Genomic DNA, 21,236 nt, shown 5'->3' with positions numbered 1-21,236 from the left:
CGGCTACCTGCGGTACGGGTTGTAGCCGTCGTAGTCCAGGTACTGCGGCGGCGCCCACACCCGGCCCGTCGCCCGCGCCGCGTAGGTGAGCGCGGGGGAGGCGACCTCCCGGCGCTGCCACAGATGGTGCAGCAGCTCCTGCTCGCGGGCGGGGAAGTCGGGCCCGGCCGTGCCGCGCCGGGCCCGGTCCCGCAGGAACGCCAGGGTCGTCGCGAAGGACTCGTACTCGCCGACGGCCCGCGCCGCGGCCGGCCCGTACGTGCGGGCGGCGAAGGCGCGGGCCACCTGGCGGGCGCGCATCGAGGAGAGCGCCGTCGGCTCGGCGGGGGAGAGCCAGCCGGCCGCCGCGTAGGCCGGGAGCTCGCCGGATATCGTCCGGAGCTCGCGCTGTCGGCTCCACACCGCGAGCCAGGTCAGCAGGCCGAAGGCCGGGACCATGAGTGCCCCGTACACCGCGTAGAAGGCCAGCGGGCCGCCGAAGGTGGCGGAGCCGTTCCAGGCGGCGTGCAGCCCCATGGCGAGCAGCAGCCCGGCGAGCGGGAGCAGCACCCGGCGGAGCCGCTTCCCACGCGGCGCGAGGGCGGCGAATCCGAAGCCGATGCCGGTGAGCACGGTGAAGAGCGGATGCGCGAACGGGGACATCACGACCCGGACGAAGAAGGTCGCGGCGGTCACCGAGCCGAGGCCGGTGGAGCCGAACTCCTGGTCCTCGCCGAAGGCGTTGCCGAGGTAGAGGATGTTCTCGGTGAAGGCGAAGCCGGTCGCGGTGAACCCGGCGATCACGACCCCGTCGACCAGACCGCCGAAGTGCTTCCTGCGGAAGAGGAAGAGCAGCAGGATCGCGGCGGCCTTCGCGCTCTCCTCCACCACCGGGGCGATCACCGTCGCGCCGAGGGTGTCCGCCGAATCGGGGTCCGCGGTCGCCGTCGCGATCCAGCGGACCGCGAAGGAGTTCGCCAGGATCGCGACCAGCGCGGCGGCGAAGGCGCCCCAGGCGAAGGCGAAGAGCAGGTTCTTCCAGGGGCCGGGCTCGACCCGGTCCAGCCAGCGGAACGCGGCCATCAGCAGCGGTACGGGAAGCACCGCGAGGCCCAGGCCGACGAGGAAGCCCTCGGTGCCGGTCTGCTCGCGGACCAGGCCCAGGATGAACAGGGCGCAGATCGCGAGCACGGTGACGACGGCGACGGCCCGGACCACCCGGCTGCGCCAGAAGGCCCGGCGGGGCCGGTAGCGCCACTGGGACCGGTCGGCGGCGGCCGGGAAGGCCGGCTCCTCGGTGTCCCGGTGGGGGACCGGAGCGGTTCCGGCGCCGGTGGGTGCTTCGGCGGGGGCGGGGTTCGACACGTGAGCGACCCTAACGACCCCCACCGACACGGGGCCAAGGAGTTGTTCCCTCCCGGTCACTTTCTCCGGAAGAGGAGATCGTGCACGACGTGGCCCTTGTCGAGGCCCTGGCCCTCGAAGCGGGTGAGCGGCCGGAAGTCGGGGCGCGGCGAGAACCCGCCGTCGGCCTCCGTGTTCTCGAAGTCCGGGTGCGCGGAGAGCACCTCCAGCATCTGCTCGGCGTACGGCTCCCAGTCGGTGGCGCAGTGGAGCACGCCGCCGGGCTTGAGCCGGGTCGCGAGGAGGCCGAGGAACTCGGGCTGGATGAGCCGCCGCTTGTGGTGGCGGGCCTTGGGCCAGGGGTCCGGGAAGTAGACGCGGCAGCCGTCGAGGGCGTCCTTGTCGAGCATCTCGCGGAGCAGGATGATCGCGTCGCCGTTGGCGACCCGGACGTTGGTCAGGCCGTTGCGGTCGGCCAGGCCGAGCAGATTGCCCTGGCCGGGGGTGTGCACGTCCACGGCGAGGATGCCGGTGCCGGGGTCGGCGGCCGCCATCTGCGCGGTCGCCTCGCCCATGCCGAAGCCGATCTCCATGACGACCGGAAGCCCGTCGAACATCTCGCCCAGGTCGAGGACCCGCTTGCCGTCGATGTCGAGACCCCAGTCGGGCCACCGCTTCAGCAGCGCCTCGGCCTGGCTGGTGGTGACACGGCTGCGCCGCGGCTGGAAGCTGCGGATCCGTCGCTCGTGGTGCGACCCGGCGGGGTCGGGCAGGGGGCCCTCACCGGGCGCGAACCGCTGACTGCCCCGCTGCGTGACGGGCGGTACGGACTCGGCGACGGGCTGCGCGGTGTTCTCTGGCTGCTCAGACACAATGCCCAGATTCTACGGCGCCCCCCGGGCTGCCACCGGTCCCGAACCCCGGACGTCCCCGCCACCCGGCCCGGGGGCGTCGCGGGCCGGGCAGGGCTCTCGCGGGCTACAGCAGGGCCAGGGCCCGGCCCGCCACCTCGCGTCCGATCGGCAGCGACGCCGTCGCGGCGGGCGAGGGGGCGTTCAGCACGTGGACCGTCCGTGAGGCCTCGCGGATGAGGAAGTCGTCGACCAGCGTCCCGTCCCGCAGCACGGCCTGCGCCCGGACCCCCGGCGCCGCCCGCCGCAGGTCCGATTCCTCCACCACCGGAAGGAGCCGTCGCACCGCCTCGGTGAAGGCCCGCTTCGACAGCGACCGCCGCAGCTCGCCGGCCCCGTACCGCCAGTGCTCGCGGGCGATGGCCCAGGAGCCGGGCCAGGCCAGCGTGCCGGCCAGGTCGCGGGGCCGGACGACGGACCAGCCGTATCCCTCGCGGGCGAGCGCCGGGACGGCGTTCGGCCCGATGTGGACGCCGCCGTCGATGCCCCGCGTCAGATGGACCCCGAGGAAGGGGAACGCCGGGTCGGGGACCGGGTAGACCAGGCCCCGCACGAGCGAGGGGTCGGCGAGCTCGTAGTACTCGCCCCGGAAGGGGACGATCCGCATGCCCGGGTCGTCGCCCGCGAGCCGCGCGATCCGGTCGCAGTGCAGCCCCGCGCAGTTCACCAGGACCCGCGCCCGCACCACCCGGCCGTCCGCCGTCCGCACGGCGACGCCCCACGGCCGCCGGTCGACGACGGTGACCTCCGCGCCGTACAGGATCCGGGCCCCGGAGGACTCGGCGAGCCGGGCGGACACCGCCCCGTAGTCGCAGATGCCGGTCGTGCCGACGTGGATCGCCGCCAGGCCCCGCACCCGTGGCTCGTACTCGCTGATCTGCGCGGGGCCGAGCTCGCGCACCGGGATGCCGTTCTCCCTGCCGCGCTGCACGAGCGCGTGCAGCCGGGGCAGTTCCTCGCGTGCGGTGGCGACGACGAGCTTGCCCGTCACCTCGTACGGGATGCCCCACTCCGCGCAGAACTTGACCATTTCGGCCGCGCCCTCGACGGCGAAGCGGGCCTTGAGCGAACCCGGCCGGTAGTAGATCCCGCTGTGGATCACCCCGCTGTTGCGCCCGGTCTGGTGGCGCGCGAGGGCGTGCTCCTTCTCCAGGACCGTGACCCGGGTGCCGGGAGCGGCGCGCGTCAGGGCGTACGCCGTCGACAGACCGACGATCCCGCCGCCGATCACCAGCACGTCACAGTCAAACACCAGCGCCACCTCCCACCCCCGATAGTGCACTGGCCCACTGACAATCCCGTGAAACCTCGCGCGACATCACGAGACGCAGGTCACGCCGTCCGCGCGACCGGGAGCCGTCACCCGGCCCCCCGTCACCCCGCCGCCCGGCCCCCCCCGTCACCCGGTCCCCGTCAGCCGCCTCCCGGTCACACGGGGGCGACGAGCAGGGGCCTCGCCCGCTCCCGCAGTTCCATGACGCGCGGCTCGTCCCCGTACGGCTCCAGCCGGTGCAGCAGGTCCCGTACGTACTCCGTGGTCCGGGCCGAGGAGATCCGTCCCGCCACCTCCACCGCGCGCGTGCCGGCCGCGCAGGCCGCGTCCAGATTGCCGGACTCCAGCTCGGCGACGGCGGAGACCACGAGTCGCAGCCCGTGCGAACGGACGAACTCCTCGGTCGGCCGGGAGAGCGCCTGCTCGGTGAAGCGGCGCACCTCGCGGGGCGCCTTCAGATCGCGGTAGCACTCCGCGGCGTCGGCGCAGAACCGGTCGTACGAGTAGAAGCCCAGCCAGCTCGGGTCGCCGTCGCCCTCCCGGGAGCGCTCCAGCCAGCCCTCGGCGGACTTGAGCGCGGCCGCCGCGGCGACCCCGTCCCCGGCCTTCGCGTGGGCGCGTGCCTCGACGAGCCGGAAGAAGGACATGGTGCGGGCGGTGGCGAGCCCCCGGTTCCGTTCGAGCGCGGCCTGGGCGAGGTCGACGCCCTCGTCGGCGAAGCCGCGGTAGGTGGCCTGGAGGGACATGGAGGCGAGGACGTAGCCGCCGAGGGGCACGTCGGCGGCGGCGCGGGCGAGACGCAGGGCCTGGATGTAGTAGCGCTGGGCGGCCTCCTGCTGCCCGGTGTCGAAGGCCATCCAGCCGGCCAGCCGGGTGAGCTCGGCCGTCGCGCCGAACAGGGCCCGGCCGACCTCGTCCGAGTACGAGGCGAGGAGCAGCGGTGCCGCGTCCACGCGTAAGCACTCGGGGACCATGGACGAGCGCCAGTCCCCGCCGCCGTACTTGGAGTCCCAGCGGCGCGCGTCCTCGGCGGCCTCGCGGAGTTTGGCGACGTCGCTGTGGCCCACGCGCGCGTGCTCGCCGACGGTGGCGGCCGTGATGCCGCTCGCCGGGAGCGGGGCCTCGCGCTCCACCGACGGGTCGGCGGGGGTTATCAGCCAGCGGGACGCGGGCGTCGCGTAGGCGCTCACCGCGAAGGATCCGGCGAGCGACTGCCAGATCCCGCCGCCGGCCCGCCGCCCGGCGAGATCCAGCCGGTACAGGTCCGTGGCGGAGCGCACGGCTTCGCCCACGTCGCGGGGGAAGGCGAGGCCCACCTCGGGTGCGGGGTCGGCGTCGGCGAGGCCGATCTCGTGCAGGGGCACGGGCCGGCCGAGCTTCTGTCCGATCGCGGCGGCGATCAGATGCGGGGCGGCGCCCTGCGGCACCATGCCCTTGGACACCCACCGGGCGACCGAGGTCTTGTCGTATCGAAGCGTCAGTCCCCGTTGTGAACCGAGGTCGTTGACGCGCCGGGCGAGCCCGGCGTTGCTGATTCCCGCGAGGGCGAGAACCGTGCCGAGCTTTTCGTTCGGCCCGCGTTGCTCCCTGGACATGACGCCACCCCTCGACAACCCAGACGGCCGCCACGACGCCGGGCATAGGCGTGCGGCATTCGTAAACACAGCGTAGTTCGCCGCATCCCTACCGTTAAGGGGCGGTGTTCCGTATGGCGAGATTGTTGTGTGAAAGGCCGACGGGAGGGCCCGGTGGCCCGGCTCGTGCTCCCGCCGTGTGGCCGTGCGCCCGGCCGTGCGCTCTCTCGGGGCCGTCGGGGGAGCGCTTCCATGAGTAGCGCGTGGGTCGGCCCGCTCGGCCGGGAACTGTCCCGGACCGGTGGGCTGGGGGATACCGCCGCCCCATTCCCCGCGGGCGGCGGACGGCTCCGGGAGGCGGGAGCGCCTCCCGGACTGCCGACGGCCGGTGAGAGGCGATGCGTGCGGGCGGCTGCCCGGAGGCCCTCCACCCCCGCCGGGGAGGGTCGATATTTGGCCGAATGACGCCGGTGTTCAACTGGCCCATGCCAGGGGCGCATTCGGCTTTGGCGCGCGTGCGCCCGGACTCCGCCCCGTGCGCCGTTGTCGTGGCAGCATGTCTCCCACCGAAACGGATGTGGAGGCGCCGATGCGATGGCTGGTGGGCTGGAGCAGTGTCGCCGCGAACTTCGCAACGACGGCCGGGGCGCGGGCGGGGTCGGTGAGCGGCGCGTACGGGACGGCTTCGGCCTCCGGCGGGTACGGCTCGGCCTCCGACGCGTACGGCCCGGGCTCCGGCGGATACGGCGCGACCTCCGGCTACGGAGACCCGTACCCCGCCGGCTCCGGCCGGGCCGCCACCGAGGGGCGCACGGTGCAACCGGTCGGCGCCCAACTCCTCTGGGGCGACCCCGATCCGCTGTGGGCGGTCGGCGACTGGCGCCCGGACGAGGTGCGCGTGGTGGCCGTCGACGACCACACCCGCCTCGCCGTCCTCGGCTGCTGCGCCGCGAGCGACGAGGAACTGCGCATCGGCCTGCTCACCGCGCGCGGGGGCGCGTTGAGGCATCTCACGGCCTGGCCCGGCAGCTACACGGCGGTCGTCAAGGCGGGCCGCCGGGTCACCGTCACCGGTGACCTCGCGGGCGCCCGGCCGGTGTTCCACACCCCCTGGGCGGGCGGCACCGCCTTCGCCACCGCCGCCCTGCCCCTGGCCGACCTCGTCGAGGCCCAGCTCGACATCGGCCATGTGGCCGCGCTCCTCGCCTGCCCGGAGACCCCGGAGGCACTGCGCGACTCCACCCCGTACGAGGGTGTCCGGCGGGTGCCGCCGGGACACGCGCTGATCCTGCGCGAGGGCTCGCGCGAGATCACCGGGTACGAACAGGTCGCCTCGCTGGCCGTCGCGGCGGCCCAGGCCGATCCCCACCAGGCCGTCGAAGGGGTCAGGGACGCCCTGGTCGAAGCCGTGCGGGCCCGGCTCACCGCCCCCCGGCACGCGCCCGAGTCCCCGCTGCCCGACCCGGGCCCGGTGCCCGGCATGGGGCCCGCCGACCGGCGTGCGGCCCGGGGCGGAGGACCGGCGCCCGGCATCGGCGCCGACCTCTCCGGCGGCAGTGCCTCCGGCACGCTCGCACTGCTCGCGGCGGGCCTCCCGGGAGTACCGGGCACGATCGTCGGGCACGGCACGGGCGCGGGGGAGCGGCTGCTCGCCGTCACCTTCAACGACCTGGCCACCCGCGCGGGGTCGGGCCGTGAGGCCGAGCTGAAGCGGGCCGGGGAGCTCGCGGCCGACCCCCGCCTGCACCACGTGGTCGTCGCGGCGGGCGAGGAGGCGCTCCCGTACGCCACTCTCGACGGGCCGCTGACCGACGAGCCGGGACCTTCGCTCGTCACGGCGGAACGGCACCGGAGGCGGCTCGCGGGCGGCAGCGCCGACCACTTCACCGGGATGGGCGCCAAGCAGGTCCTGGACGCGCACCCGGCCCGCCTCGCCGACCTCCTGATGGACCGCAGGCGCCGCTCGCTGGTCCGCCCGGTGACGGCGCTCGCCAAGGCGTCGGGGCCGTCGGCGGGTTCGCTCCTGGTGCCGCTGACCGTGTACCGGGCGGCGCGGAAGCTCGCGCGCACCCCGTACCGGACGGGCCTCGAGGCGGCGGCCCGGCGGGTCCTGGAGGCGAACCGTACGGCTCAGGACGGCTTCGGCCCCCTGGAGGCGTCCCTCTCGGCGCTCACCTGGTCGCGGCCGGGACCGGCGGCGCGCTGGCTGACGGGGGAGGCCCTGGCCGAAGTATCGGTTCGCCTGAACCGGGCCGCGACCCTGCCGACCTCCGTCCAGCGGCCGGGGGAGGCACGCGCGCGTGCCGCCCTCGCCCGGGCGGCGGCGGACCACCGGGTGCTGGAACAGGCCGCCGAGATCCGCGGCCAGCGCCTGCACGCCCCCTTCCTCGACAACCAGGTGGTACGGGCCTGCCGCGACCTTCCCGAAGCGCTCCGGGTCCAGCCGGACGCCCGCGCGGGCGTCCTGCGCACGGTCCTCTCGGGCGCCGGCATCCACGACCTCCCCCCGGGCTGGGGCGCCCCCCACCCGGCGGTCCCGGCCGCCGCCTCGCGCGCGGGGCTGCGCGCGGCGCTCCCCCACCTCATCGCCCTCTTCGACGCCCCGCTCCTCGCCGACGCGGGCCTGATCGAGGCCCGCGTCGTCCGCGAGGCCCTCCGCGCGGCGGCCGACGGCGCCCCCGTCCCCCTCGACGGCCTCGCCGACCTCGTCTCCACCGAACTCTGGCTCCGCCGGCTCCTCGCCCGCCGGGGTTCCTGCTGGACGGACACGACGTCCCCCCGCCCGCCCCGTGCGGTCCCGGGACCGCTGATCCCCACCTCGCGCTCGCTCTCGGCGTGAGAGCCGCTTCCCGGGCGGAACGTCCCTGCACGCTCGTGCGAGTGAACGCTTCCAGGACCCCGATCGGACCCCCGTCCTAAGCTGAGAGCGTCGCACCGAGCGAAGGAGGTCCGTCATGGCGATGCCGCCGCCGGTTCCGGAGAGCGTGCTCTCCGAGGGGCTGCCCGACCGTGAGGGCGCGAGCGTGCGGGAGACCTTCGAGCTGTTCAGCGCCGTGGCCCCGAAGGGCTGGCGCGTGGAGCTGATCGAAGGGGAGATCTACGTGGTACCTCCGGCCAACGGCGAGCACGAGGAGATCGTGACCGAGGTGGTGGAACAAGTCATCGCCCGACGTGTCGACAGGGAACTGCGCAACTTCACGGGCATCGGCCTCAGTCTGCCGGGGGCCACCGACACCGTCAGGGTCATCCCCGACCTCGTCATCGCCCCCAAGGGCAGCTTCGACGACCAGCGGGAGTGGCACGCTCCCGACCCCGTCCTCCTCGTCACGGAGGTCACCTCCACCTCCACCGCGGGCCGCGACCGCGTCGAGAAGAGCCGGGCCTACGCCCGCGCGGGCATCCCCGTCTACCTGCTGATCGATCGCGAGGCCGGCGAGGCGGTCGTGTGCTCAGGACCCTCCGGTGACGACTTCGGCCACAAGTCCATCCACAAGCTGGGGACGCAGGTCCCGCTCCCCGCCCCCCTCGGCTTCACCCTGGACACCGCGGAGTTCTGACCACCGCGACCCCAGGGTCACCCCCGGGTAAACCCCGAGGCGTACGCCGGTGCCGGCGGACACAATGACCCGGTGCGGTATCTCATCCTCGGCACCACCGAGGCCCTCGGCGCCGGCGGCACTCCCCTCCCGCTCGGCGGAGCCCGGCTGCGGGCACTCCTCGCCGCGCTCGCACTGCGCGGCGGACGGGCCGCCTCCGTCACGGAGCTCGCCGACGACGTCTACGGGGACGACCCGCCGCAGGACGCCCCCGCCGCCCTCCAGGCCCTCGTCGGCAGGCTCCGCCGGACCCTCGGCCGGGAGGCCGTCGCCTCCACCCCCGGCCCCGGCTACCGGCTCGCCGCCACCGCCGAGGACATCGACCTGTACGTCTTCGAGCGCCGCGTCAGGGAGGCGGGCACCCGCCTCGACTCCGGCGACCCCGACACCGCCGCCGCGCTCCTGAGGGAAGCCCTCGGGCTCTTCCGGGGCCCCGCCCTCGCCGACCTGCCCGACCCGGCGGGAGTCCGGCCCGAGGCCCAGCGGCTCGCCGCCCTGCGGCAGCGCGTCGAGGCCGATCTGCGCCGGGGCGCCACCGACGGACTCGTACCGGAGCTGACCGAGCTCACCACCACGTATCCGTACGACGAGGCCTTCCGCGCCCACCTCATCCGCGCCCTGCGGGCCGAGGGCCGTCACGCCGACGCCCTCTCGGCCTACGAGTCGGCCCGCCGCACCCTCGCCGACGCGCTCGGCGCCGACCCGGGCCCCGAACTCACCGCCCTCCACCGGGAACTCCTCACGGCCCCGGCCCCGGCCCCGAACTCCACCGCTCCCCTTACGGACACCCCGTGGGGGACGACGACCGCCGCCGGCCCGCGGCCGACCTCACCGCCGGACCACGCGCACCCCCCGACGCCCCCGACCGCGTCCACCCCCGTCCCCGGCAACATCCGGCCCCGTCTCACCTCCTTCGTCGGCCGGGAGCCCGAGCTGGCCGCGATCCACGCCGAGCTGGACCGCTTCCGGCTCGTCACGCTCACCGGCCCCGGCGGCTCCGGCAAGACCCGGCTCGCCGAAGAAGCCGCCCTCAGGGCCTTCGCCCCCGCCACCGACCCAGCCGGCACACCCGCCACAGCCGCAAACCCCACCGCCTCAACCCCCACCGCCTCAGCCCCCACCAGTCCGGGCCCCACCGGGGCCAACCTCCAGCGGACCGAGCCCGCACCCGCCTCCCCCGCCACCGCCTGGATCGCCGAACTCGCCCCGCTCGACGACCCCGAAGCCGTCCCCGGCGCCGTCCTCTCCGCGCTCGGGCTCCGCGAGATCACCCTGATCACCCGCGAGGGCGCGCCCCTCAAGGACGACCCCACGACCCAGCTCGTCGAGCACCTCGCCCGCCGCCCCTTCCTCCTCGTCCTCGACAACTGCGAGCACGTGATCGACGCGGCCGCCGCCCTCGCCGAGACCCTCCTCACCGACTGCCCCGAGCTCCGCATCCTCGCCACCAGCCGCGAACCCCTCGGTGTCCCGGGAGAGTCGGTCCGCCCCCTCGAACCCCTGCCGCCGGACCCCGCGCACCGCCTCTTCGCCGAGCGCGCCCGCGCCGTACGCCCCGACGTCGACCTCACCCGGGACGGCGGCGCGGCCGCCGACGAGATCTGCCGCCGCCTCGACGGCCTGCCCCTCGCCATCGAACTGGCCGCCGCCCGCCTCCGGCTGCTCACCCCGCGCCAGATCGCCGACCGCCTCGACGACCGCTTCCGTCTCCTCACCTCCGGTTCCCGCACGGTCCTGCCCCGCCAGCAGACCCTCCGCGCGGTCGTCGACTGGTCCTGGGACCTGCTCGACCCCGACGAGCGCACCCTGCTCCGCCAGGTCTCGGTCTTCGCCGGCGGCTGGGACCTCGACGCAGCGGAGGCCCTCTCCCCGCGCGCTGCCGACGCGCTCGGCGCCCTGGTCGACAAGTCCCTCGTCGTCGCCACCCCCGTCGAGGGCGGCGAGATGCGCTATCGGCTCCTGGAGACCATCCACGAGTACGCGGTCGAGCGGGCAGCCGAGGACCCGGAGATCCTCGCCGCCGCCGAGGCCGCGCACACCGCCCACTTCACGGCCCTCACCGAGACCGCCGAGCCCCGACTCCGCTCGGCGGAGCAGCTCCCGTGGATCGAGCGGATCGAGCGCGATCTGGACAACATCCGGGCCGCCCTGCACCGCGCCGTCGGCACCTCCCCCGACGAGGCCGCCGCCCACCGTCTGGTCTTCGCCATGGGCTGGTTCTGGTGGCTGCGCAACTACCGCCCCGAGGGCCTGGCCTGGGTGCACCGCACGGTCGCGCTCGGCGACGACCCGGACGAGCCCGACGACCTCCGGTACTGGCCCCGGATGCGTCTGCGCATGCTGCAGTTCTTCCTGGAGGTCGAGAGCCGCACGCTGGGGGACTTCCAGGAACCGGAGGCGATCGCGCTCGCCCGCCGTGTACGGACGGCGTTCGGCGAGCCGCCCGGCCCCGAGGGCGCCCGGTTCCCCGGCCTGCTCTGGCCGTTCACCGCGTACCTCACCGAGACACCGGCCGTGGTCCGGGAGCTCCTCGACGAGGCCGTCGCCAACTGCCGTCGTCACGGCGGTGACTGGGAGGTCGGCGTCAGCCTCATGTTCCGTACGCACATGGTCGTCGACATGCCCGGCGGCATGCCCGGCATCGACGAGGACCTTGCCGAGCTCCGTCTTCTCGCCCGAAGCGTCGGCGACCGGTGGATGGGCGCCCAGATCGCGAGCGCGGTGGGCGAGGCCCATATGCTGCGCGGCCGGAGCGAGGAGGCCGGGGAGGCGTACGAGGAGGCCCTCCGGCTGGCCCGGGAGGTCGGCGCGCACGCCGAGTCCCCGTTCCTCCTCGCCCGCCTGGCCGAACTCGCTTATCACACGGGCGACATGGAGGCGGCGGGGAAGGGACTCGACGAGGCCGCGCGGGAGGCGGAGCGCTACCGCGTGCGGGACACCGGCGTGTTCATCTGCTTCCTGCGGGCCGCCCTCGCCCTGTACCGCGGAGAGGCCGCGGAGGCCGGCGCCCAGCTGGAGCAGGCGGGCCACACGGTCTCGACCGGGGCGCCCCCGCCGCACTTCGAGGCGGCGCTCGTGGGGCTGTCCGCGCGCGTCGAGGCGGTCGAGGGACGGGCGTCCGCCGTCGCCACGGCCATCGAGGCACTGCGCAGCGCGCGGGACGCGCAGTGCGCGGACTTCATGATCTCGGGCCTGGCGGAGGGCCTCGCGGTCGTCCTGTCCTCGGCGGGCGAACAGAACCTGGCGGTCCTGATCATGTCGGCCGTCGAAGGCTGGCGCGAGGAGCTGCCCCGCTCGGTCCCGGGGCTGCGGGATCTCCAGGCCGTGACCGACCGGGCGCTCGCCGCGCTCGGCCCGTCGGGCGTCGCGGCGGCCCGCGCGGCGGGGGAGGGCCTCGGCCTCGACGAGGTACTGGCCCTCGCGGAGGCCTTCAGGAGCAGCTGATGCGGGACTGGGCCCAGTCGGCGACGGCGGCCCGCCCGAACGGCGTGTGCTCCTCCACCACGAGCCGGATCGTCCTGCGGCCGGAGATGTCGACGTGCACGGGGACCGGGGGGTCGCCCGCCCGGACCACGTCGGAGCGCCAGAGCCGCTCCTCGTCCCCGTAGACGGAGAAGCGGACGCCACCGACACCGAGCAGGGCGCTCAGATCGTCGATCCCGACGATCGCGTCGTAACTCGTGCACTGCCGGTTGAGGTCGATGAGCAGGGACGAGGGCGCGTGGACGCTCACCCCGTGCGCGTACGGGGTGCCGCCGACGGAGAGTCCGTCGCGCTGCCACATCCAACTGCTGTCGGAGAGCGACACCTCGGGCTTGGTGCCGTCGCCGAAGATCCCGTACTCCAGCTCGTTGACCTGGTAGACGGCCGGCGGCGCGGGCGGCGGTGCGGGCTTCTGCGAGGACTTCTCGGGGCTGGGCGTCGGGGTGGGAGTCGGTGTCGGGGCGGGCTTCGGCGGGGGCGTGGGGGCCGGTGACGCCTTCGGCGGGGGCGTGGGCTCCGGCGTGGGCTTCTCGGGGCTGGGTGTCGGGGTGGGTGTCGGTGTCGGGGCGGGCTTCGGCGGCTCGGACCGTACGGGCGCGGGCGGCGGCACGGGCTTCGGCGTCGGCTTCGGCGGGGGCGCGGGCTCCTCCGGTACGACGGGGGTGACGACGGGCTGCGCGGGCCTGGGCGCGGCCACCGGCACCGGGTCCCCGGCCATGGCCCAGACGAGCCCTGCGGCGGCGGCGACGGCCACGGCGGCCGCGATCCCGGCCTTCGCGGGGGCGCCGAGCCCCTCGGCGACGGCGCCTCCGGAGGCCGCGCCTCCCGAGGACCCGGAGGCGGCGGCCGCCGCGCCCGCCGCTCCCGCGCCGACGGCACCGCCGGCGACGACCCCGGCGGCCTTGAGCGAGTACCCGGCGGCGAACCAGCCGATGACGGCGACCGGCAGCAGCGCCGGGATCCCGGCGTTGACATGGGCCAGTTCACCGGCGGCGAGCCGGCATGGGGAACACTCGTCCAGGTGCTTGCGGAGCCCGCGCTCGGCGCGCATCCGCAGTCCGCCGCGCGCGTAGGCGCCGAGCCGGTCCGCGTACCGGGCGCAGTCGCCCCCGGCGGTCAGGGACTGGCTGACATGGGCCTGGAGGTAGGCCTGCTTGAGGCCTTCGCGGGCGCGGCTGGCGAGCACGGCGGTGGCGTTGGCGGTCAGGCCGAAGAGCGGCGCGACCTCGCTCGGGGACTCCTCCTCGACGGTGGTGTGCCAGAGCACGGCCTGCCAGCGCTCGGGCAGTGAGCGGAAGGCCTGCATGGCGAGCGACTGTTCGGCCTCGTGCATGGCCAGGACGTCGGCGCCGAGGTCGAGCCCCGCCCCGAAGGAGGCGTTCTGGTCGGAGACCTCCGAGGCGCGGGCGGCCTCGGCGAAGACGGCGAAGTCCTCGACGAGGTGTTCCCGCTTCTGGGTTCGCGCCCAGTGCGCGGCGACCCGGCGGACGGTGGTCATCAGATAGGCGCGTACGGCCTGTTCGGGCCCGGCCCCGCCCCGGACGGCCTGGAGGGTACGGGCGAAGACCTCGGCGGTCAGGTCGTCGGCGGTGTGGGCGTCCCGGCAGCAGGTCCTGGCGTACCGGCGCACGGCCTCGGAGTGGCGGAGGAACAGTTCCTCGTACGCGGAGTCGTCGCCCTCCCGCATGAGCTGGACGAGCTCGGAGTCGGAGGGGGGCAGCTCGACGGGCGGCGGCAGGACGGTGTCGGGCTCGTCGTCCTCGAAGGCCGTGTCCGGAGCCGTACCGGTGCTGGTACCCGTGACGGAAGGGGTGGCGGAGTCCGCGGAGTCCGCTGGGCCCGGGGAGGCCGTGGAAACAGTCCCCGCGACGATCCCGGTTCCGATGCCCGTGCCCGCTCCCCGTCCGGCGGGCGGGGAGCCGACTGTGCCCTTGCGCTGCGGCGGGACGCTCACGTCGAGTGGTTCGGCCTGCCCCGGCGGGCCGTGGAGGCCGCCCGGACCGCCCTGGCTCGGCACCTGCCGGAAGGACACGTCCCCGGTCTCGGCGGCGCCGCCGTTGTTCAGCTGCTCGTCCCGACTGTCACCGCTCATCGCGGAAGCCCCCGTACGCACGCTCAGACCCGAACACCGGCCAAGCCTGCCACAGAGCGCGAGCACGCCGAAGCGCCGCGTCCATCTACCACTCGTCCGGGGCGACTTCGCGTATCCGGGCGTAACCGCTCACACGTTCGTGTCATGGTCGTTGGTCCGCCCGGACCACGAAGGCGCCGCCGCGCACGAGAACGAAGGCTCCCGGAGCCTCCGCCGAACTCCTACCGCGAGCGCAGGCCTTCGAGCAGGATGTCGAGGAGCCGGCTCGAGGCCGCCGCCTGCTGCACCGCGTCCGGAAGGGCCGGCGCCGCGGTGGCGATGACGAGGAGGACGTCCGCCACGGTCACGTCGGCCCGCAGCTCACCCGCCTCACGCGCCCGGTCGACCAGCCGGCCGACGACCTCGAGCAGCTCCGAGGCACCCGCGTCGTCCCGCTCCTCGGCCGGAACGGCCCTCGGCGCGACCACGCGTGCGTCCGACTGCTCGGCGACACCGCGCTGGTACGGCACCCGTGCCGGGTCGTCCGTGCCGTCACCCAGGGGCAGCACCGTGACGTCGTCCACGCCCACCCGCAGCACCTGCGGCGGAAGGAGCCGGCCCGCGCCCGAGGCCACCGAGGTCCGCAGGAACCGGGAGAGCGCCGACCACGGCTCGTCCTCCTGGCCGAGCGCGGCCCGCGCCTGCTCGGTCAGCCGGGAGGTCTCCTCCTCGGCTATCCGCCTGACCAGCACGTCCTTGCTCGGGAAGCGCCGGTAGACGGTGCCGACACCGACGCGGGCGCGGCGTGCCACGTCCTCCATCGGAGCCCCGTAACCGAGCTCGCCGAAGACCTCGCGCGCGGCGCGCAGGACATGCTCCAGATTGCGCTGGGCGTCCACCCGCAGCGGCGCGGACCTGCTGCCGAGCACCGACGCGCCGTTGCGCTCGGAGGCGCCGGCGCCCGCGTGAAGGCCGTCGTCCACGGTCGCCGTTCCGGCGCCCGTCTGCCAACGTGAATCCTGAATCTGCATAAGCGTTCCCCCGCTCATGATGTCTCCCCCCGGAGACTCCCCGCCCTGACACGGGGCGCTTCCGGTCGGCAAGCGCTTCGGTCCACGCGCTCCCGTCCGACACCCCGACGAAGTACGAACATAGTTGAGTCCGGGTCAATTCAGAAGGGGAAGTTCCGTACGGTGCGCCCCCCGATCGGAGCAAGGACCGGAACACTCCCGATTCCGACCCTCCGGCGGACCCGTCACGCCCACTCTGACCTGCACTGTTCTCCCCACACCCCTGTTGTGCGCCACCCCGCGCCTCCGTACCCCTCCGGTCACACAATTTGCCGGGGCTGTGGACAAACCACGGACGGAGGTGCGTCATGGGACAGTGACCGAACCTGCGCGCATTCTCGTGGTCGGCGGCGGCTACGTCGGCATGTACACCGCGCTGCGCCTGCAGCGGCAGCTCAGGGCCGAGCTGAGAGCCGGCGCGGCCGAGATCGTGGTGGTCACCCCCGAGCCGTACATGACGTACCAGCCGTTCCTGCCCGAGGCCGCCGCCGGCTCGATCTCCCCGCGCCATGTCGTCGTGCCGCTCCGCCGGGTCCTCGACCGCTGCCGGATCGTCATCGGCGAGGTCCGTTCCGTCGACCACGCCAAGCGGACCGCGACCCTCGCCACCCTCGCGACCGCCGAGGAGGGCACCGGCGCCGTCGACCTCACCTACGACGAGCTGGTCCTCGCGCCGGGGTCGGTCTCCCGCACGCTTCCGGTCCCCGGCCTCCTCGACCACGGCATCGGCTTCAAGACCGTCGAGGAGGCCATCGGCCTGCGCAACCACGTCATCGAACAGATGGACATCGCCTCCTCGACCCGCGACCCCGCGATCCGCGACGCCGCCCTGACCTTCGTCTTCGTCGGCGGGGGGTACGCGGGCGTGGAGGCGCTCGCCGAGCTGGAGGACATGGCCCGGTACACGGCGCGGTACTACCACAACCTCAAGCCGGAGGACCTGCGATGGGTCCTCGTCGAGGCCTCGGACCGGATCCTGCCCGAGGTGGGCGCGGAGATGGGCCGGTACGCCATTCGCGAGCTGCGCGGCCGGAACATCGACGTACGCCTGGAGACCCGGCTGGAGTCCTGCGAGGACCGGGTCGCCGTCCTCAGCGACGGCACCCGGCTGCCCACCCGCACCGTCGTCTGGACCGCCGGGGTCAAGCCCGCCCCCGTCCTCGCCGCGACCGACCTGCCGCTGAACGAACGCGGCCGGCTCCGCTGTACGTCCCGGCTCGCCGTCGAGGGCGTCGACCACGCCTGGGCGGCCGGTGACGCCGCCGCCGTCCCCGACGTGACCGCCGAGGAACCCGGCAGGGAGTGCGCGCCCAACGCGCAGCACGCCGTCCGCCAGGCCAAGGTCCTCGCCGAGAACATCACGGCCTCCCTGCGCGGACAGCCGCTCAAGGAGTACGAGCACGCGTACGCCGGTTCCGTCGCCTCCCTGGGCCTCCACAAGGGAGTCGCCCACGTCTACGGACGGAAACTCAAGGGATATCCGGCCTGGCTCATGCACCGCGCCTATCACCTCAGCCGGGTGCCCACCTTCAACCGCAAGGCCCGGGTCCTCGCCGAATGGACCCTGTCCGGCCTGTTCAAACGGGAGATCGTCTCTCTGGGCTCACTGGAACACCCCCGCGCCGAATTCGAACTCGCCGCCGCACCGCCACCCGACCACGGCGACAAGCCGTCGTCCTGACATCACTGTCAGTGCACTCGTCCACACTGGACGTGTGACCATAGGTGGGCTCACACCTGCACAGCGTGACTCTGCACGGCACCGACACCACGAGGCATACAGATCCGTGAACTTCACCCGTTGGAGCGCCCGGCTCCCCGGCACACAGCGCCGCGCGGCGCGGGGGACCGAAGGCTCCGTGCCCGCCGCCCGCGGTGAGTACGCGCAGCAGCTGGGGCAGCTCATCGATGAGGCGGCCAAGGCCGCCGAGGCGACCGAGTCCGCCGACGTCCCCGCCCTCGAGGACTTCTCCGTACGGGAGCTCCTCGGCCGTCTCCCCGGCCTGGTCGCACTCGTGTACGGCCCGGAGCACCGCATCGCGTACGTCAACGACGCCTATGCCGCCGCCTTCGGCCCCCGCCCCGCGGGCGCCACCGTCGCCGACACCTGCCCGGAGGCGGAGGAGCTCGGGCTGCTGCCGCTCATGGACCAGGTCCTGCGCAGCGGCAAGCCCCGTACGGTCAAGTCCCGGCGCACCCAGGACGGCGGCTCCTACACGGTGACGTGCCTGCCCGTGGACAGCCCGCACCTCGACGGCGGCGGGGTCCTCGTCCACGCCGCCGACGTCACCGACCACGCCGAGGCCGCCGAGCGGCTGCGGGCCAGCGAGCGCCGCCACCGCGAAACCGCCGTCACCCTCCAGCGCTCCCTGCTCCCTCAGGACCTCGAACAGCCCGACGACCTGCGGATCGCCGCCACCTACCAGCCCGGCGGCACCGACGCGGCCGTCGGCGGCGACTGGTACGACGTGATCACCCTCGGCGCGGGACGCACCGCGCTCGTCATCGGCGACGTGATGGGCAGGGGGGTGCGCGCCGCCGCCGTCATGGGCCAGCTCCGCACCGCCGTCCGGGCCTACGCGCGCCTCGACCTGCCCCCGCACGAGGTGCTCCAGCTCCTCGACGGCCTCGCCGCCGAGATCGACGCCAGCCAGATCGCCACCTGTGTGTACGCGATCCACGACCCCAGCGAGGGCAAGCTGGTCTACGCCTCGGCCGGCCACCTCCCGATCCTCGTACGGGACGAGGACGGCAGCGTCCGGCGTGCCGAGGACCCGACGGGCCCGCCGCTCGGCACCGGCGGCTGGCTGCACGCCTCCGGCTCCATCGCCCTGCCGCCCGGCTCCACCGCCGTCCTCTACACCGACGGCCTGGTCGAGCGGCGCCGTGAGGACATCGATGAGGGCGTCGCCGCCCTGGCCCGTGCCCTCTCCGGCGCCAGCGGCACCCCGCAGGTGGTCTGCGACCGGCTGCTCCGCTCCCTGGGGGTCACCGCGGAGCACGACGACGACGTGGCCGTCCTGGTCGTCCAGCACCCGTCCCGCAAGGGAGCGGACGCGGAGCTCTTCCACAACGCGGCCCTGGAACTCCTCGGTGGGGTGGAGGCCGCTCCCCGCGCGCGTGCCTTCGCCTCCGGGGTCCTGTCGTCCTGGCGCTTCCCGGTCGAGCTGCGCGACCTGGGGGTCCTCGCGACCAGCGAGCTGGTGGCGAACTCCCTCCAGCACGGCACCCCGCCCATGCGGCTGCGGCTGCGCCGCACCGATCGGCGCCTGATCATCGAGGTCACGGACGGGGACGACCATCTGCCGCGCCGCCGCAGGGCGGAAACGGAGGACGAGGCGGGTCGCGGAATCTCGATCATCGCGACGATCGCCTCGTCCTGGGGGAGCCGCCGCACACCGGGCGGCGGCAAAGCGGTCTGGTGCGAATTCGCCCTGCCGGACCGGTCGGCCTAGGCCGGGGCGGTCTCGCTCTCGCGGACCGGCTCGTGCCGTGCGACCACCTTCGACGGCCTGAGGGCGAGCGAAGGCTGGTTCTGCTCCGGGGTCAGCTGCTTTCCGAGCCGTACGGCGAGGAAGGTGATGCCGAGCGAGAAGAGCACGAAGGTCACGATGTACGGACCGTGCAGCGCGGCCCCCATGGGCCCGCCCACGGCCGGTCCGACGGCCAGCGCCAGCTGCTTGACCAGGGCGAAGGCCGAGTTGTACTGCCCGACCATCGATTCCGGCGCCAGATCGGCGACCAGCGGTGCCACGGTCGGCGACAGCATCGCCTCACCGAGCCCGAAGAGGGCGTACGTGGAGACGAAGGCCGCCGTGGCCATGGCCTGGCTGCCGTGCCCGAGGCCCGCGTACCCGGCGATCAGCCAGGCCACGGTCCAGATCAGACCGACGGCCGCGATCACCCGGCTCCGCCTGCGGCGCTCGACGAACTTCAGCACCAGGAACTGGGCGGCCACGATCACCACGGTGTTGGCGGCGAGCGCCATGCCGAGGGTCGAGGGCTGGATGCCGGCGGCCTCGGTGCCGTACGCGGCGAGACCCGACTCGAACTGTCCGTAGCAGGCGAAGAAGAGGACGAAGCCGAGGACGCAGAGCTGCACCATCGCCTTGTGCCCGAGCAGCGCACGGACGCCGCCCTTGCCGCTCCCGGAGGGACGGGCGCCCTGGAAGGCGGGGGAGCCCGGCATCCGCACGGTCCCGACGATCGCCGCCAGGACGAGGAACATCGCCGCCTCGATCGAGAACAGCAGGATGAAGCTGCCCGGACGGCTCGTGTCGACCAGCAGACCGCCGATCAGACCACCGACACCGAGCCCCAGGTTCTGCAGGAAGAACTGCATGGCGAAGGCCCGGGTGCGGCCGACGGGCGTCGAGCACCAGACGATCATCGTGGCGAGGGCCGGCTGGAGCACGGCCGTACCGGCACCGAGCAGCGCCGCGGCCCCCACGGCCGCGGGCACGCTGGAGGCGAAGCCCATCGCCACCGCACCCACGGCGGCGACGACCGAGGCGACCAGCAGCACCGGCACGGGGCCGCGCCGGTCGATGGCCCGCCCGCTGAACGGCAGCACCACGAGGGCGGCCATGGCGAAGACGGCCAGGACGATGCCCGCCGTGGCGGCACCCAGATCCCGCACCTGCGCCACGTACACATAGAGGTACGGCACGGTGAAGCCGAGTCCGAACGCGCTCAGCGCGCTGCCTGCCTGAATACGGCGCATCGCTGCGCCCCTCGCCTTGGTCACACTCACCCACTTCGGTCGCAGGTTCAGAGGTGTATCCCTGAACCTTGAAGACTTCAACGCTAAAGTTAGAGCCTTAACAGTACACACCGAAGGACTTCAACGCCAACGAGACCCGTGGGATACTCCCCGCATGTCCGACAACCCCGAGCGGTCCGGTCCGCAGGCTCCGCAGGAGCCGAGCCTCGACGAGCAGATCGCCGCCTACCAGCGCGAGTTCCGCGACCTCGACCCCCAGGTCGAGAAGGTCGTCTCCGCCCTCGGCCGGCTGAACCGCCGGATGAACGTGGCGTACGGACGCCAGCTCGCCGACCTCGGCATCAGCAACGCCGAGTGGGAGGTCCTCAAGACCCTGGTCCTCGCCGGAGAGCCCTACCGACTGGGCCCGGGCGAGCTCGCCAAGCGACTGGGACTCACCCCGGCCGCGATGACCCACCGCATCGACCGCATGGCGGGCGAGGGCCTGGTCACCCGCGACCGCGACGAGAACAACCGCGTCCGCGTGATCGTCGAGCTCACCGACGAGGGCCGCTCGAAGTGGCTGGAGGCCATGCGGATGGCCACCGACTTCGAGGAGGAGCTCCTCCAGGACCTCTCGACGGAGGAGAAGGGCGCCCTCGGCGAGATGCTCATCCGTCTGCTGCGCCGCGTGGAGCTCACACAGCCCGACGCCGGCGGCCGTCTGACGGACCTCGACTGAGGTCCTCCGAGGTCTCCCGAGGCCATCCGGGGGAGGGTTGACACGCCCCTCCCGGATGCGTAGTGTTCTCCGAGTTGTCACGGAGCCGGAACGGTTCTTCGACAACCACTCCGCCGCTGATAGCGGCACCTCTACTCCGTACGATCTCCCCACCGGGACGAATTTCGGCATGCCGAAATTCATTTCGAAAGTCTCGATTATGAGGCGCCGGGGAAATCCGCTAGAGTTTGAGACGTCGGAACGGCCCAACAGCCGGAAAGACAAACCCCGCTGACCGGGGATCAGACGCCGAAAGGATCTGATAGAGTCGGAAACACAGGAAGGGCCCGGAGCGAAAGCGAAAGGGACCGGAAAGTACCGAGGAAATCGGGTCGGAAAGATCTGATAGAGTCGGAAACGCAAGACCGAAGGGAAGCCCGGAGGAAAGCCCGAGAGGGTGAGTACAAAGGAAGCGTCCGTTCCTTGAGAACTCAACAGCGTGCCAAAAATCA

The 21,236-nt window shown here is 73.7% G+C and carries 13 protein-coding genes; 6 read left to right on the top strand and 7 right to left on the bottom strand.

The features are described 5' to 3' along the window. Positions 1–3 precede the first annotated feature (3 nt). From IE311_RS28840 to IE311_RS28825, 4 genes are all read right to left on the bottom strand, one after another. The gene (locus tag IE311_RS28840; RefSeq protein WP_229902231.1) at positions 4–1,344 is read right to left on the bottom strand and encodes a PrsW family intramembrane metalloprotease; all 1,341 of its coding nucleotides are present in this window, start codon (positions 1,342–1,344) and stop codon (positions 4–6) included. Positions 1,345–1,400: 56 nt separating this feature from the next. After that, positions 1,401–2,195, bottom strand: a complete 795-nt coding sequence (trmB, locus tag IE311_RS28835) for a tRNA (guanosine(46)-N7)-methyltransferase TrmB (protein WP_189834776.1) — start codon at positions 2,193–2,195, stop codon at positions 1,401–1,403. A 106-nt stretch (positions 2,196–2,301) separates the two neighbouring features. Beyond that, entirely contained in the window at positions 2,302–3,486 is a 1,185-nt protein-coding gene (lhgO, locus tag IE311_RS28830) for an L-2-hydroxyglutarate oxidase (RefSeq protein WP_189834775.1), read from the bottom strand. A 176-nt stretch (positions 3,487–3,662) separates the two neighbouring features. Then, a complete protein-coding gene (locus tag IE311_RS28825) occupies positions 3,663–5,102 on the bottom strand; it encodes an MFS transporter (protein ID WP_189834774.1) in 1,440 nt (479 codons plus the stop codon). A 568-nt stretch (positions 5,103–5,670) separates the two neighbouring features. Between IE311_RS28825 and IE311_RS28820 the strand changes: the two genes are divergently transcribed. The 3 genes from IE311_RS28820 (at position 5,671) to IE311_RS28810 (ending at position 12,121) form a co-directional block, all read left to right on the top strand. Continuing rightward, positions 5,671–7,920 (top strand): asparagine synthase-related protein, encoded by a 2,250-nt coding sequence (locus IE311_RS28820; RefSeq protein ID WP_189834832.1) that lies wholly within the window; start codon positions 5,671–5,673, stop codon positions 7,918–7,920. A 121-nt stretch (positions 7,921–8,041) separates the two neighbouring features. Continuing rightward, positions 8,042–8,638, top strand: a complete 597-nt coding sequence (locus IE311_RS28815; protein WP_373314001.1) for a Uma2 family endonuclease — start codon at positions 8,042–8,044, stop codon at positions 8,636–8,638. A gap of 72 nt (positions 8,639–8,710) precedes the next feature. Continuing rightward, positions 8,711–12,121 carry an ATP-binding protein gene (locus IE311_RS28810; protein ID WP_189834772.1) on the top strand — a complete coding sequence of 1,137 codons (3,411 nt, stop codon included), beginning with the start codon at positions 8,711–8,713 and terminating at the stop codon, positions 12,119–12,121. Here the strand turns inward: IE311_RS28810 and IE311_RS28805 are convergent. After that, complete coding sequence (locus tag IE311_RS28805; protein WP_189834771.1) at positions 12,108–14,252, bottom strand: sigma-70 family RNA polymerase sigma factor; 2,145 nt, start codon at positions 14,250–14,252, stop codon at positions 12,108–12,110. The two genes, IE311_RS28810 and IE311_RS28805, sit on opposite strands and share 14 nt — an antisense overlap. A gap of 221 nt (positions 14,253–14,473) precedes the next feature. Beyond that, the gene (locus IE311_RS28800) at positions 14,474–15,262 is read right to left on the bottom strand and encodes a TetR/AcrR family transcriptional regulator (RefSeq protein ID WP_373313998.1); all 789 of its coding nucleotides are present in this window, start codon (positions 15,260–15,262) and stop codon (positions 14,474–14,476) included. A 355-nt stretch (positions 15,263–15,617) separates the two neighbouring features. Here IE311_RS28800 and IE311_RS28795 point away from each other — a divergent pair, with 355 nt between their 5' ends. Together IE311_RS28795 and IE311_RS28790 are read left to right on the top strand one after the other, a co-directional pair. Next, complete coding sequence (locus IE311_RS28795; RefSeq protein ID WP_189834769.1) at positions 15,618–16,982, top strand: NAD(P)/FAD-dependent oxidoreductase; 1,365 nt, start codon at positions 15,618–15,620, stop codon at positions 16,980–16,982. Between the two features lie 106 nt (positions 16,983–17,088). Then, on the top strand, positions 17,089–18,756 hold the full coding sequence (locus tag IE311_RS28790) for an ATP-binding SpoIIE family protein phosphatase (protein ID WP_189834768.1): 1,668 nt from the start codon (positions 17,089–17,091) through the stop codon (positions 18,754–18,756). On the opposite strand, the gene IE311_RS28785 is transcribed toward IE311_RS28790, so the two are convergent. Further along, positions 18,753–20,024 carry an MFS transporter gene (locus IE311_RS28785; RefSeq protein WP_189834767.1) on the bottom strand — a complete coding sequence of 424 codons (1,272 nt, stop codon included), beginning with the start codon at positions 20,022–20,024 and terminating at the stop codon, positions 18,753–18,755. The genes IE311_RS28790 and IE311_RS28785 overlap by 4 nt on opposite strands. A 154-nt stretch (positions 20,025–20,178) precedes the next feature. Between IE311_RS28785 and IE311_RS28780 the strand changes: the two genes are divergently transcribed. Continuing rightward, positions 20,179–20,745 carry a MarR family winged helix-turn-helix transcriptional regulator gene (locus IE311_RS28780; protein WP_189834766.1) on the top strand — a complete coding sequence of 189 codons (567 nt, stop codon included), beginning with the start codon at positions 20,179–20,181 and terminating at the stop codon, positions 20,743–20,745. Positions 20,746–21,236 lie beyond the last annotated feature (491 nt).

Origin of the sequence: Streptomyces zaomyceticus (genome assembly GCF_014656215.1) — a bacterium.
Lineage (GTDB): Bacteria > Actinomycetota > Actinomycetes > Streptomycetales > Streptomycetaceae > Streptomyces > Streptomyces zaomyceticus.
This window is presented reverse-complemented; position numbering and strand designations above follow the sequence as displayed.